The organism is Marinobacter sp. C7, from assembly GCF_022343555.1.
In the GTDB taxonomy this organism is placed as follows: Bacteria; Pseudomonadota; Gammaproteobacteria; order Pseudomonadales; family Oleiphilaceae; genus Marinobacter.
In genome coordinates, this window is the sequence record NZ_JAKQZH010000003.1 from 118,684 (window position 1) to 130,855 (window position 12,172).

Annotated in this window: 13 protein-coding genes and 2 tRNA genes; 2 read left to right on the forward strand and 13 right to left on the reverse strand. The window is 59.4% G+C overall.

The window, feature by feature from the left end; translation table 11 throughout:
- Nucleotides 1-92: 92 nt before the first annotated feature.
- Nucleotides 93-1,301, reverse strand: coding sequence for a beta-ketoacyl-ACP synthase I (fabB, locus tag MD273_RS14980; RefSeq protein ID WP_239038608.1), 1,209 nt, complete (start codon nucleotides 1,299-1,301; stop codon nucleotides 93-95).
- Between the two features lie 149 nt (nucleotides 1,302-1,450).
- Between fabB and MD273_RS14985 the strand changes: the two genes are divergently transcribed.
- On the forward strand, nucleotides 1,451-1,945 hold the full coding sequence (locus tag MD273_RS14985) for an Mpo1 family 2-hydroxy fatty acid dioxygenase (RefSeq protein ID WP_239038609.1): 495 nt from the start codon (nucleotides 1,451-1,453) through the stop codon (nucleotides 1,943-1,945).
- Nucleotides 1,946-1,975: 30 nt separating this feature from the next.
- Here the strand turns inward: MD273_RS14985 and ylqF are convergent, their stop codons facing one another.
- The gene (gene ylqF, locus MD273_RS14990; RefSeq protein WP_239038610.1) at nucleotides 1,976-2,914 is read right to left on the reverse strand and encodes a ribosome biogenesis GTPase YlqF; all 939 of its coding nucleotides are present in this window, start codon (nucleotides 2,912-2,914) and stop codon (nucleotides 1,976-1,978) included.
- Between the two features lie 242 nt (nucleotides 2,915-3,156).
- Here ylqF and MD273_RS14995 point away from each other — a divergent pair, with 242 nt between their 5' ends.
- Complete coding sequence (locus tag MD273_RS14995) at nucleotides 3,157-3,618, forward strand: Spy/CpxP family protein refolding chaperone (RefSeq protein WP_239038611.1); 462 nt, start codon at nucleotides 3,157-3,159, stop codon at nucleotides 3,616-3,618.
- 102 nt (nucleotides 3,619-3,720) lie between these two features.
- Here MD273_RS14995 and lipA read toward each other — a convergent pair whose 3' ends face one another.
- The 11 genes from lipA to MD273_RS15050 all read right to left on the reverse strand — a co-directional run bounded on the left by lipA (nucleotide 3,721) and on the right by MD273_RS15050 (nucleotide 12,161).
- Nucleotides 3,721-4,770, reverse strand: coding sequence for a lipoyl synthase (gene lipA / locus MD273_RS15000; RefSeq protein ID WP_239038612.1), 1,050 nt, complete (start codon nucleotides 4,768-4,770; stop codon nucleotides 3,721-3,723).
- A gap of 131 nt (nucleotides 4,771-4,901) precedes the next feature.
- A complete protein-coding gene (locus tag MD273_RS15005) occupies nucleotides 4,902-6,179 on the reverse strand; it encodes an O-acetylhomoserine aminocarboxypropyltransferase/cysteine synthase family protein (RefSeq protein WP_239038613.1) in 1,278 nt (425 codons plus the stop codon).
- Nucleotides 6,180-6,362: 183 nt separating this feature from the next.
- Entirely contained in the window at nucleotides 6,363-7,577 is a 1,215-nt protein-coding gene (locus tag MD273_RS15010) for a serine hydrolase domain-containing protein (protein ID WP_239038614.1), read from the reverse strand.
- 68 nt (nucleotides 7,578-7,645) lie between these two features.
- Complete coding sequence (locus MD273_RS15015) at nucleotides 7,646-7,828, reverse strand: hypothetical protein (RefSeq protein WP_239038615.1); 183 nt, start codon at nucleotides 7,826-7,828, stop codon at nucleotides 7,646-7,648.
- Nucleotides 7,829-7,912: 84 nt separating this feature from the next.
- Nucleotides 7,913-8,110, reverse strand: coding sequence for a hypothetical protein (locus tag MD273_RS15020; RefSeq protein ID WP_239038616.1), 198 nt, complete (start codon nucleotides 8,108-8,110; stop codon nucleotides 7,913-7,915).
- A gap of 201 nt (nucleotides 8,111-8,311) precedes the next feature.
- A tRNA-Met gene (locus tag MD273_RS15025) sits at nucleotides 8,312-8,388 on the reverse strand.
- Nucleotides 8,389-8,480: 92 nt separating this feature from the next.
- A complete protein-coding gene (gene ychF / locus MD273_RS15030) occupies nucleotides 8,481-9,572 on the reverse strand; it encodes a redox-regulated ATPase YchF (RefSeq protein ID WP_239038617.1) in 1,092 nt (363 codons plus the stop codon).
- Nucleotides 9,573-9,655: 83 nt separating this feature from the next.
- Nucleotides 9,656-10,246: an aminoacyl-tRNA hydrolase gene (pth, locus tag MD273_RS15035; protein ID WP_239038618.1), complete on the reverse strand. Its 591-nt coding sequence runs from the start codon at nucleotides 10,244-10,246 to the stop codon at nucleotides 9,656-9,658.
- A 21-nt stretch (nucleotides 10,247-10,267) separates the two neighbouring features.
- Nucleotides 10,268-10,912: a 50S ribosomal protein L25/general stress protein Ctc gene (locus MD273_RS15040; protein ID WP_239038619.1), complete on the reverse strand. Its 645-nt coding sequence runs from the start codon at nucleotides 10,910-10,912 to the stop codon at nucleotides 10,268-10,270.
- Nucleotides 10,913-11,083: 171 nt separating this feature from the next.
- Entirely contained in the window at nucleotides 11,084-12,034 is a 951-nt protein-coding gene (locus MD273_RS15045; RefSeq protein WP_239038620.1) for a ribose-phosphate diphosphokinase, read from the reverse strand.
- A gap of 52 nt (nucleotides 12,035-12,086) precedes the next feature.
- A tRNA-Gln gene (locus MD273_RS15050) sits at nucleotides 12,087-12,161 on the reverse strand.
- Between the last annotated feature and the right edge of the window lie 11 nt (nucleotides 12,162-12,172).

Below are 12,172 nucleotides of genomic sequence, written 5' to 3' on the forward strand. Positions count from 1 at the left end.
AATACGTACAGAGCCTTTTGCCAATGATGAATCGCATGGTATACGGCAAATTCTGATCCGGTGGCGGTTTCTCGAACCGCCACCGGCCATAATCAGAGCTTTTCGAAGACCAGCGACGCGTTTGTGCCACCGAAGCCGAAGCTGTTTGACATCACGCAATCCAGTGTCATATCCCGGGCTTCCGGACCGACAATGGGCAGATCCCGGATTTTTTCATCGGCATCGAGCAGGTTGGCAGTGCCGGCTGCGAAGCCATGCTGAAGCATCAGCAGCGAGTAGATGGCCTCCTGGACACCGGCGGCACCCAGGGAGTGGCCGGACAGGGACTTGGTAGAGGATATGGCGGGAATGTCGGAGCCAAAGGTGTTCTTCACCGCACCCATCTCTGCCACGTCGCCGACCGGGGTGCTGGTGCCATGAGCGTTGATGTACTGGATCTTGCCGCGGATGGTGGCCATGGCCTGCTCCATGCAGCGCTTGGCGCCTTCCCCCGATGGAGCAACCATGTCGTAACCATCGGAGGTGGCACCGTATCCGGTCAGCTCTGCAATGATGTTGGCGCCGCGCTTTTTCGCATGCTCGAGCTCCTCGAGTACCACCATGCCTCCGCCGCCGGCGATAACAAAGCCATCACGGCCACTGTCGAATGGTCGGGAGGCGGTCTCCGGCGCGTCATTGTATTTGGTGGAGAGTGCGCCCATGGCGTCGAACATCATGGTGAGGCTCCAGTCTTCCTCTTCACCGCCGCCGGCGAACACAATGTCCTGCTTGCCGGACTGGATCTGCTCCATGCCATGGCCGATACAGTGGGCACTGGTGGCACAGGCTGAAGACATGGAATAGTTCACGCCACGGATCTTGTAGGCGGTGGCCAGGCAGGCAGACACGGTGCTGGTCATGATGCGGGGCACCATATAGGGTCCGATACGCTTTACACCGCGCTCGCGCATGGTGTCGGTGGCCTCGACCTGACTGGAGCAGGACGCGCCACCGGAACCGGCGATCAGGCCGGTGCGGTCATTGGATATCTGGTCTTCGGTCAGGCCCGATTGGGCTATGGCCTGTTCCATTGCCAGGTAGCTGTACATGGCGGCAGGCCCCATGAACCGCCGCATTTTGCGGTCGATCACGGAGGTGTCTACATCGACAGACCCGGAAACCTGGCTGCGGAAGCCCTTGTCCCTGTAGGTTTCATTGAAACGAATGCCGGACTTACCGTTCGTCAGGCTATCCAGCACATCTTCTATGGAATTGCCCAGACAGGAAACGATGCCCATACCGGTGACGACGACGCGTCTCATGTTCTTCCTCCTTTATTGGCCTCCGATAGGTGGGCCAGCGAAACATTGACATTATTTGACAGTGTAGGCCCTTTGGCTCCCGGGTTATATTTGACCTTGGTAAGGGGAGGTGAAATATTCACCACAACAAGAACAGAAGGAGCAGCACCATGCGCACCCTCGAACAGTTCCTCCGGGATTACGGGGAGAGCCACCAGAACTCTTTTAACCAGTGGGTACACATTATCTGTGTTCCCGCGATCCTGATTTCGACACTGGGCCTGCTGTGGCTTGTACCGATAGGAAGCTGGCTGGGGCTGAGCGGGGCTGCCGTCGAGTGGGTAAACGGTGCGACGCTGGTCGCAGCGCTCTCCGCCGTCATCTACGCGCGCCTCTCCCTTTGGGTCCTGGTGCTGATGGCCGGCTGGTTTGCACTCTCCGCATGGATTATCCAGAGCGTGCTGTCTGCAGGCTGGTCCCTGCTCTGGACCAGTGTTGGCGTATTTGTGGTGGCGTGGATCTTCCAGGTCTACGGTCACAAGGTCGAAGGCAAGAAGCCCTCCTTCGTCGATGACCTCGTCTTTTTGTTGATCGGGCCTATTTTCGTCAGCATCGAGTTTGCCGCCAAGCTCGGACTCCCGGTCCCCCACGCACAGGGTCATTGATCGGGTAACCCGGTTTCGGGAAAGGCGGTGTCAACGTTTATTGCCACCGCCTTTTTTCTTCCCTGTCCCTTTTCCGCGAGCTTCTTGCTCCGCTGCCTTGTGAGCCTGCTCTTCAGCGGCAATCCGGGCTTCCCGCTCGACCATTTCCGGCGTCTCGAGGGAGATCCGCCCCAGGGTGCCGGAACGGAATTCGTTCAGCAGAACCTCGGCCACCTTGTGCAAGTCCGGGATACCACCGCGGGCAAAGAATCGCCGTTTCTCGGCAATGGCATCCATCAGACCGATGCCGTCCTCCGGTAACTCGGCGAGGCCGTACCGCATCCGGACGAGCTCCGGATACGCTTCCAGCAGGTAGTCGGCCTCGAACAGGGCAACATCTTCGAAGTCCAGCACGGCACTGCGAATGGCTCCGGTGATCGCCAGCCGGTAGCCACAGGCTTCCGGCGACAGCTTGGGCCAGAGGAAGCCCGGGGTGTCGTACAGCAGGACGTTGCCCGGCAACTTGATGGCCTGCTGGGCCCGGGTCACCGCCGGCTCGTTGCCCGTTTTCGCCACCGGGCGGCCTGCCAGGGTGTTAATGATGGTGGATTTCCCGACATTGGGGATGCCCAGGATCATCACCCTCAGGGCGCTTTTCTGACGGTCGTGGTCCGGGGTCATTTCCTCGGCAAGCTTGAGTATGTCGAGGGCCTCGCCACGCTGGTTGTGGGTCAGGGTGATGGCGCGGACGCCTCGTTCCTTCTCCAGCCATTGCTGCCAGCGCTCGGTGATCTCCGGATCCGCCAGGTCCCGTTTGTTCAGGACCTTGATCAGCGGAGTGTCGCCGCGCAGGGAGGGAACCAGCGGGTTTTCGCTGCTGAACGGAATGCGTGCATCCAGGACCTCGATAATGAGATCCATCTGGGGCATTACCTTCTTGATCTCCTTGCGGGCCTTGTGCATGTGCCCTGGAAACCAGTTAATCGCCATCTCGAGTACTCCGGACGTGTTCAAATCGCGCCATTATGAAGGGGAATGGATAAAGTTTCACATTTCATTGAATCCGCGTGTGTGGCGGGCTGAGGGGGTGCCGGGTGAGACGTGTGTACAAAAAGGGGGGATATCGGGATGAAATCCCCGGTCCGGATGTTTTAGGGTGTACCACCTGAATCGTGAAATTAACGACTGTTGGTGGTTTTCTGGTAGTGGCCACCCCAATAACGGAGATATTTATGAAGCTTGCGAAGTTCCTCGGAACCGCCCTTGTGGCACTGACTCTGTCCGCCCCTGCTTTCGCCCAGCAGGCAGCCGGTGGACAGCCGGACCAGGTGGATCAGCTGGCACAGATGGTCGGCTTGTCCGATGATCAGCAGACCGAGATCCGCGCTATTCTCGAAGAGATGCAGGGTAAGATCGGTGAGTTGCGCCAGGAAGCCCAGCAGATCCAGCAGCAGATGCAGGCAGAGATCAAAGCCGACTATGACGAAGCAGCGATCCGGGAAAACGCCGAGGAGCTGGGTGACCTGACTGGCGAGATCGCCGCACTCTCTACCCTGATGCAGGCCAAGGTAGACAGCGTGTTCACCCAGGAACAGCGTGACGAGCTGGACAAGCGCATGCGTCAGATGCAGCAGCAGATGCAACAGCAGCGTCAGATGCAACAGCAGATGCAGCAGCAACAGCAAGGCCAGTAATCCTGGCCCACAGCCCCGGCCACGGAGCATCCGGGCCGGAGTTGGCATAAAAAATCCCCCGTCGGAACTGTCCGCACGGGGGATTTTTTTATGCCGGCTCCGTCAGTCGACTGCCTTCACCGGAATCTGCATGGCGTTGTCCGGCTTGGGGACTTCCGGCACGGCGAGGCCCAGGTTGTTCTTGTCGAACACTTTGTCGGCGCGATAGCTGGAGCGGACCATTGGACCGGATGGCACTTCCATGAAACCTTTTTCCAGACCGATTTCACGGTAGCGGTTGAACTCCTCCGGAGTGACGTATCGCTCCACCGGCAGATGGTTCGGGGTGGGGCGCAGGTACTGGCCCAGGGTGAGGATGTCGACACCGATCGCGCGCAGGTCGTCCATGGTCTCGAGGATTTCCTCCTCGGTCTCGCCCAGGCCCAGCATCAGGCTGGTCTTGGTGAGCACATCAGGCCGGTATTTCTTGGCATGGGCCAGCACGCTCAGGGTTTTCTCGTAGCCGGCCCGGGGATCGCGTACCCGGCTGGTCAGACGCTTGACGGTCTCGACGTTCTGGGCGAACACATCCAACCCGGAGTCCACAACTTTTTCCACGTCGCTCATCACCGCATCGAAGTCCGGGGTCAGGGCTTCCACCGCCACTTCCGGGGTGCGCCGCTTGATGGCCGAGACACAGGCGGCGTAGTGGGCAGCGCCGCCATCGTCCAGGTCATCCCGGTCGACCGAAGTCAGCACGATATAGCGAAGGCCCATCAGCTCGACCGATTTGGCGGTGTTCTCCGGTTCGTCCGGATCCAGCCAGCCCTTGGGGTTGCCGGTATCCACCGCGCAGAACTTGCAGGCCCGGGTGCACACCGAGCCCATCACCATGATGGTGGCGGTGCCATTGGTCCAGCACTCGCCGATGTTCGGGCAGTGGGATTCCTGGCATACGGTGCTCAGGCGGTGCTCGTTGACGTTGCGGCGCACCGCATCATAGCGCTCGCCACCGGGCATGCGTGCCCGCAGCCACTTGGGCTTGCGCTCCACCGGTTTGTCTTCCGTGCTTGCGGAGGCGGTGCGTTTGACGCCGTCCTTGATGGCGGAGAATCCATGCTCGCTGCGGAATTTGGTACCACTGGTGACGCGGGACTTTGCGCTTTCGCTCATTGACCGGAGACTCTCATATGAAAGGTATGGAGAACTCTAAAGGTTAATGCGCGGAGGGCGCAGTTACAAGGCGGGTACGGGCAATCACGGGGTGTCCGGGCACGACATTGGTCGTACCCGGATGAGATAGATCAAGCCTGGGATTTTTCCAGGGCCTGGGTAATGTCGGCAATGATGTCATCGGCGTGTTCGATGCCGATGGACAGGCGCACCAGGTCCTCGCTGACGCCCGCACTCTTCAGTTCGTCCGGATTCAGCTGGCGATGCGTGGTGGTAGCCGGGTGACACGCCAGGGATTTGGCATCACCGATGTTCACCAGGCGCAGGATCATGTCCAGGGCGTCGATAAACTTCGCGCCGGCCTCGCGGCCACCCTTGATGCCAAAACTCAGGATGCCGGAGGCCTTGCCGTCGCAGATCTTGTCGCAGGTAGCCTTGTACGGGCTATTGGCCAGGGCCGCGTAGTTCACCCATTCCACGGCAGGATGCTCCTGCAGGAACTGCGCTACTTTTTCCGCGTTCTCGCAGTGGCGTTCCATGCGCAGCGCAAGCGTCTCCAGCCCCTGCATGATCAGGAAGGCATTGAACGGTGACAGGGCCGAGCCGGTGTTGCGCAGCGGGACCACGCGGCAGCGGCCGATGAATGCTGCCTCGCCCAGAGCTTCGGTGTAGACCACGCCGTGGTAGGAGGGGTCCGGTTCGTTCAGCATCGGGAATTTGTCGGCGCTGGCTTTCCAGTCGAACTTGCCGGAATCCACCACGACACCGGCTACGGTCGTGCCATGGCCGCCGATGTACTTGGTCAGGGAGTGGATCACGATGTCGGCACCGTGTTCGAAGGGACGGCACAGGAACGGCGTGGCCACCGTGTTGTCCACGATCAGCGGAATACCGTGCTTGTGGGCAATCTCGGCCCACTTCTGGATGTCCACAACGTTGCCGGCCGGGTTGCCGATGGATTCGCAAAACAGGGCCCGGGTCTGGTCGTCGATGGCATTTTCGACGGCCTCGAAATCGTCGTGGGGCACCATTTTGCACTCGATGCCCTGGTTGGGCAGGGAGTGGGCAAACAGGTTGTAGGTACCGCCATACAGCTGGCTCGTGCTGACGATGTTGTTGCCTACCCGGCAGATGGTCTGCAGGGCATAGGTGATGGCGGCCATGCCGGAGGCTACGGCCAGGGCGCCCACGCCCCCTTCAAGGGCTGCCATGCGCTCTTCGAGCACCGCATTGGTGGGGTTCATGATACGGGTGTAGATGTTGCCCTGGACCTTGAGATCAAACAGATCGGCGCCGTGCTGGGTATCATCGAACGTATAGGACGTGGTCTGGTAGATCGGTGTGGTGGCCGCCTTGGTGGTCGGGTCGCTCTTGAAGCCTGCGTGAAGGGCGAGAGTTTCCGGTTTCATCGCAACATTCCTTGCTGGTGGATTATTCTTGATTGGATCAGGACACCGAGTATGCCATAGGCGGGCGAACCTGAGCACAGTTCCAAACCTCATATGGTTATAAGACGACGGTTTTCGTAGCAGACAGCGGGCCTGGTCCCCGGGGGGCGCGTTCAGGAGGCGGGGGCCGATTTCTCGTTTTGCCTATACCAGCGCCCCGTGCACCATGGCCCGGAGTTCCTGTCTCAGTGGATAGGACGAGGAGGGCATCAGCTGGGTCATGAAGATCATCACCATATCCTCCTGGGGGTCTACAAAGAAGTTGGTGCTGGCCAGGCCGCCCCAGCCGAACTCACCTTCAGAGCCGTTGGTCAGGGACTTGGCGACATCGGTCTTGACCGAGAACCCGAGCCCGAATCCGCTGCCCTCGTAGGGCGTCTCGCTGAACGCACCGACGGATAGCGCGGGCAGGTCCTGGTTTCCCGGCAGGTGGTTCCGGCGCATGAACTCCAGTGTCTTCCGGCCAATAATCCGCTGGCCGCGGTATTCGCCTCCCTGGCACAGTGCCTGGGCGAAACTGTGATAGTCGTCGATGGTGGAGACCAGCCCGCCTCCACCAGAGAGGAATCTGGGGGGCTTGAGGAATCTGGAGCGGTCCGGATCGTCCTGGAGTTTCATGGTGTCGCCGGGCTGATGCAGGTAGCAGGCGGCGAAACGGTCCAGCTGGTCGGCCCGGACCTGAAAGCCGGTGTCGACCATGCCCAGGGGCGAGAAAATGTGCTCCCGGAAGTAGTCGTCCAGAGGTTTGTCGGCGAGCAGCTGGACCAGGTAGCCCACCACATCTGTTGACACTGAATAATTCCAGGCCGTGCCGGGGGAGAACTCCAGAGGCAGTTCAGCCAGCCGGTCCACCAATTTGTCGAGGGTCAGAATGGAGCTTCCGTCCAGCTTGAGCTTACGGTAGGCCGCATCCACGTTGGTCCGCTCCAGGAAACCGTAGGTCAGGCCGGACGTGTGGGTCAGCAGGTCCCGGATGGTCATGGCGGAGGCGGCGGGTTCCGTTTCGAAAGCCGGGTAAGTTCCGCCTTTATAGACCCGCAGGTTGCGCCAGGACGGAATGTACTTGTGCACCGGGTCATCCAGCAGGAACCGACCCTGCTCATAAAGCTGCATCATGGCAATGGAGGTGACCGGCTTGGTCATGGAATAGATCCGGAACAGCGTATCCCGTCGTGCCGGTTTGTTGCGCTCAACATCCATCAGGCCCTGGGCCTTCACCCAGGCGATTTCACCGTGGCGGGCTACCAGTGTCACCGTGCATGGCAATCTGCCCGGGCGAATGTACTTGTCGTCCAGGTGTTGGCCGATACGGTTCAGGCGCTCAAGTGACAGGCCGGCGACAATATTGGATGACGGCATGAACAAATCCCATGGTCAAAAAGGAAAGCTTAAGCCATTACTGCAGATGGGAGAAGCGCAAGGAAGAGTCAGGCACGCCAGCGCCGATTCTGGCGGCGGGAACCTATGTTCATGGACAGGAAAATGATTGTGTAGGCCACCAGGATAGAGCCTGAAATAAACAGCACGTGAGCGGGCTGTCCGGCGATGATGAGCACGGCAGGCAAAGTGATGGCCAGAACCACAATGAGTTCCAGGAGAATCTTTTTCATGTCGCTAATGGGGTATACCGGTGAAAAGGCCCGAGATTGTACCCCGAGGCCAGCCCGACGCCACTGAGACTTTGGAATAAGGGCTCAGTCTTCCTCGTCGCCAGATGGTCGCGCTTGTGCCCGGAGATAATCCTTGATGGAGCCAGAGAAGAAAATGGCCACATACAGCAGAAACAGCCCGATGGAGATCGACAGCATTTTCAGGTCAAAACCGGAGAATACCAGGGTAGCGGCCAGAATGACGATGGTAAGGAAAGCCGCCTCTGCGGGCGATGTTTTCATGCAGGCTGGATGCCCCCATCCGGATGTCGGGATTGCTCCGCTAATGATAGGGCAATTGGCCCGGGGGGATTGTCAAAGGTTGTATAAGGGATGTGCAATTTCGCAAAATGCTGTCGCACGTCAGCCAATAGATTCTGGTGTGGAGCGGGGGAGTGACCAAAAAAAAGGGCCGCGACCGGAATCGCAACCCTTTCTGAATACTGGTAGCAAGGGGCGGAGTCGAACCGCCGACCCCAGCATTATGAGTGCTGTGCTCTAACCAACTGAGCTACCTTGCCATTTCGCTTCGGGATACGCCCCAAACGAGGCGCGTATTTTCAGTATTCCGGCTTGTCCTGTCAAGGCCCTGAACCGGAATTTTCCCTAAAAATTACACGTTGAAACGGAAGTGGATGACATCTCCATCCTGGACAATGTAGTCCTTGCCTTCCAGACGCCATTTTCCGGCATCCTTGGCGCCCTGTTCGCCGTTGTACTGGACGAAATCGTCGTAGCTCACCACCTCGGCGCGGATGAAGCCACGCTCGAAGTCGGTGTGGATGACGCCGGCGGCCTGAGGAGCGGTGGCGCCAATCTTGACCGTCCAGGCGCGGACCTCCTTTACACCGGCGGTGAAGTAGGTCTGCAGGCCCAGGAGGTTGTAACCCGCGCGGATGACGCGGTCCAGGCCCGGCTCTTCCATGCCCATCTCGTCGAGGAACATGGCTTTCTCGTCGTCTTCCAGTTCGGAGATCTCGGCTTCCAGCTTGTTGCAGATGGGTACCACGACGGCGTTTTCAGCTTCGGCGATCTTGCGCACGGTATCCAGGTGCGGGTTGTTCTCGAAGCCGTCTTCATTGACGTTGGCAATGTACATGGTGGGCTTTACCGTGAGCAGGCACAGTTCCCGGATCAGGGCCATCTGGTCCTTGTCCAGGTTCATGCTGCGCACAGGTTTACCCTCGTTCAGCACCGGCAGCAGCGTCTCGAACATCGCCAGCTGGGCCTTGGCGTCCTTGTCGCCACTCTTGGCGACGCGCTGTACCCGCTTGATGGCTTTCTCCACGGTTTCCAGGTCGGCCAGGGCCAGTTCGGTGTTGATCACCTCGATGTCCGAGGCCGGGTCCACCTTGTTGGCCACGTGAATAACGTTGCCGTCCTCAAAGCAGCGGACCACGTGGGCGATGGCGTCGGTCTGGCGGATGTTGGCCAGGAACTGGTTACCGAGGCCTTCGCCCTTGGAGGCGCCTTCGACCAGTCCGGCGATGTCCACGAATTCCATGGCGGTCGGTACGACGCGCTCGGGTTTCACAATCTCGGCCAGCTTGTTCAGGCGCGGATCCGGCATGGGGACCACGCCGGCATTCGGCTCGATGGTGCAGAACGGGAAGTTTTCGGCGCCGATACCGGATTTGGTCAACGCGTTGAACAGGGTGGATTTGCCGACGTTGGGAAGGCCGACGATGCCGCAGTTAAATCCCATGGAATGCCTCTGCTGGTACTGAAAATTTGGGGCGGATTATACCGGTGTATCGGTAAGGGTGCGAGTAAGGGGTTGTGCCTTGATCAGGGCAGGGGTTTGAAGCTGTGCAGGCGGTTCATGGCAGCGGCAAGCTTGCCATTCGCGGCGTTCGGAAGTACCCGCATGATTTCGTCAAACACCGCGTTGAGCTGTTCGGTTTCCTGCTTGCCCAGCCGGCCGAGGACAAAGCCTGTGACCTTGCGGCTGTCACCGGGATGACCAATGCCAAGGCGCAGGCGCTGGAAGCTGTTGGTGCCGAGGTGGGCGATGGTGTCGCGAAGGCCGTTGTGGCCACCGTGGCCGCCACCTTTCTTGAGCTTCGCGGTACCGGCGGGGAGGTCGAGCTCATCGTGCGCGACCAGGATCTTTTCCGGGGGAATCTTGAAAAAGTCCGCCAGTGCCTTGATGGCGAGGCCGCTACGGTTCATGAACGTGCTGGGGTTCAGCAGATGCAGGTCGAGTCCCTGCCACTGGATGCGGGCGTAGAGCCCGTGGTATTTCTTATCAGGGCGTAGCGTCTGGCCCGCATCGCGGGCCAGCGCTTCGACGAACAGGGCGCCGGCGTTGTGGCGGGTATTCTCGTAGTCAGGGCCGGGATTACCCAGTCCGACCACCATGACAATATCCTGTGCCATTCGCCGTTGCCCCCGGAGTGATTACTCCTCGCCGCCTTCTTCTTCGCCTTCCTCGCCTTCCTCGGCTTCGTCAACCTTGGCGCCGCGAGGCTTGTGGATAGCCACAACCGGCAGGTCGTGGTCCTCGCCCTGCAGCAGAGCGGCGATCTTGACGCCTTCCGGCAGTTTGAGGTCGCTCAGGTGCACAACCTGGTCCATTTCGACAGTCGTCATGTCGACTTCGATGAACTCAGGCAGGTTCTGCGGCAGGCAGATCACTTCTACTTCGTTGATCTGGTGGTTGGCAACGCCGCCGTGCAGTTTGATAGCCGGAGCGCTGTCTTCGTTGACGAAGTGCAGCGGTACGTTGACGTGGATCTCGTGGTCCTTGTCGACACGCAGGAAGTCGGCGTGGGTCAGGATCGGCTTGTACGGATGACGCTGCAGATCCTTCAGGATCACGCTTTCTTTCTTGCCGTTCAGTTCAACGGTCAGAACGTGAGAGAAGAAGGCTTCGTTTTCCAGGGCCTTTTTCAGCTCGTTGTGCCAGATGGCAACCGGAGTCGCATCTTTGCCGCCACCGTAGATGATGGCCGGGATTTTACGCTCCTCGCGACGCAGGCGGCGGCTCGCACCTTTCCCCTGGTCGTCACGAGGAAATGCTTCGATTACAAATTCCTGAGACATGGTTCTTACCTCAATCGTCATCTGAGCGGCCCGCGACCAGGCTCGGAACAGATGATGTTTCTGATGAAGCCGGGGGTTTCTGTCCCCGACTGACGAAAAGAGTCGGGAGCCCGAAGGGGCTCCCGACCCGAAAACTGCTTTATTGGTCTGAGGTTACGGCGCCTGGCCGGCTCAGACGTTCTCGAACATGGCGCTGATGGACTCTTCGTTGCTCACGCGACGAATGGATTCGGCGAGCAGTCCGGCCATATTGAGGACGCGGATTCTATCACAATTGCGAACTTTGTCATCCACCGGAATGGTGTCGCAGACCACCAGTTCGTCCAGCGTAGAGGCGTTGATGTTGTCGATCGCCGGTCCGGACAGAACAGGGTGGGTGATGTAGGCAATGACCTTCGCGGCACCGTGTTCCTTCAGTGCGTTAGCCGCCTTGCACAGGGTGCCTGCGGTGTCGATGATGTCGTCCACGAGGATGCAGGTCTTGTCCTTCACATCACCGATGATGTGCATGACCTGGGAAACGTTGGCCTTCGGGCGACGTTTGTCGATGATCGCCAGATCGGCGTCATCCAGGCGCTTGGCCACGGCGCGGGCGCGAACCACGCCGCCGACGTCCGGCGACACCACCACAAAATTCTCGAAACGCTGCTTCTCGATGTCTTCGAGCATCACAGGAGTGGCGTAGATGTTGTCCACCGGGATGTCGAAGAACCCCTGAATCTGGTCCGCGTGCAGGTCCACGGTCAGTACACGATCCACGCCGATGCTGGAGATCATGTCGGCAACGACCTTGGCGCTGATGGCAACCCGGCTGGAGCGAACGCGGCGATCCTGGCGAGCGTAACCGTAGTAGGGAATAACCGCGGTGATGCGTGTGGCGGAGGCGCGACGCAGGGCGTCAGCCATCACGATCAGTTCCATCAGGTTATCGTTGGTGGGGTAGCAGGTAGGCTGGATGATGAAAACATCATGGCCCCGGACATTCTCATTGATCTCGACGGTGGTTTCCCCGTCGCTGAAACGGCCTACGGTGGCCTGACCCATGGGAATGTGAAGTTTCTTGGCAATATCCTGGGCAAGGGCCGGGTTGGCATTGCCAGCGAAAATCATCAGTTTGGACACGACAGCATCCTTCTCAGTATCGGCGTTTGATTCAGAAGAAGCGGGAGAAAGGTGGCTGGGGTGGCAGGATTCGAACCTGCGCATGACGGGATCAAAACCCGTTGCCTTACCACTTGGCGACACCCCAGTATCGTGCTT

Coding starts and splice junctions, on each gene's coding strand:
- ychF (WP_239038617.1), bottom strand. CDS start 9,572: ATGGGATTTAACTGCGGCATCGTCGGCCTTCCCAACGTCGGCAAATCC.
- lipA (WP_239038612.1), bottom strand. CDS start 4,770: ATGAGCGAAAGCGCAAAGTCCCGCGTCACCAGTGGTACCAAATTCCGC.
- MD273_RS14985 (WP_239038609.1), top strand. CDS start 1,451: ATGCGCACCCTCGAACAGTTCCTCCGGGATTACGGGGAGAGCCACCAG.
- MD273_RS14995 (WP_239038611.1), top strand. CDS start 3,157: ATGAAGCTTGCGAAGTTCCTCGGAACCGCCCTTGTGGCACTGACTCTG.
- fabB (WP_239038608.1), bottom strand. CDS start 1,301: ATGAGACGCGTCGTCGTCACCGGTATGGGCATCGTTTCCTGTCTGGGC.
- MD273_RS15015 (WP_239038615.1), bottom strand. CDS start 7,828: ATGAAAAAGATTCTCCTGGAACTCATTGTGGTTCTGGCCATCACTTTG.
- MD273_RS15010 (WP_239038614.1), bottom strand. CDS start 7,577: ATGCCGTCATCCAATATTGTCGCCGGCCTGTCACTTGAGCGCCTGAAC.
- pth (WP_239038618.1), bottom strand. CDS start 10,246: ATGGCACAGGATATTGTCATGGTGGTCGGACTGGGTAATCCCGGCCCT.
- MD273_RS15040 (WP_239038619.1), bottom strand. CDS start 10,912: ATGTCTCAGGAATTTGTAATCGAAGCATTTCCTCGTGACGACCAGGGG.
- MD273_RS15020 (WP_239038616.1), bottom strand. CDS start 8,110: ATGAAAACATCGCCCGCAGAGGCGGCTTTCCTTACCATCGTCATTCTG.
- MD273_RS15005 (WP_239038613.1), bottom strand. CDS start 6,179: ATGAAACCGGAAACTCTCGCCCTTCACGCAGGCTTCAAGAGCGACCCG.
- ylqF (WP_239038610.1), bottom strand. CDS start 2,914: ATGGCGATTAACTGGTTTCCAGGGCACATGCACAAGGCCCGCAAGGAG.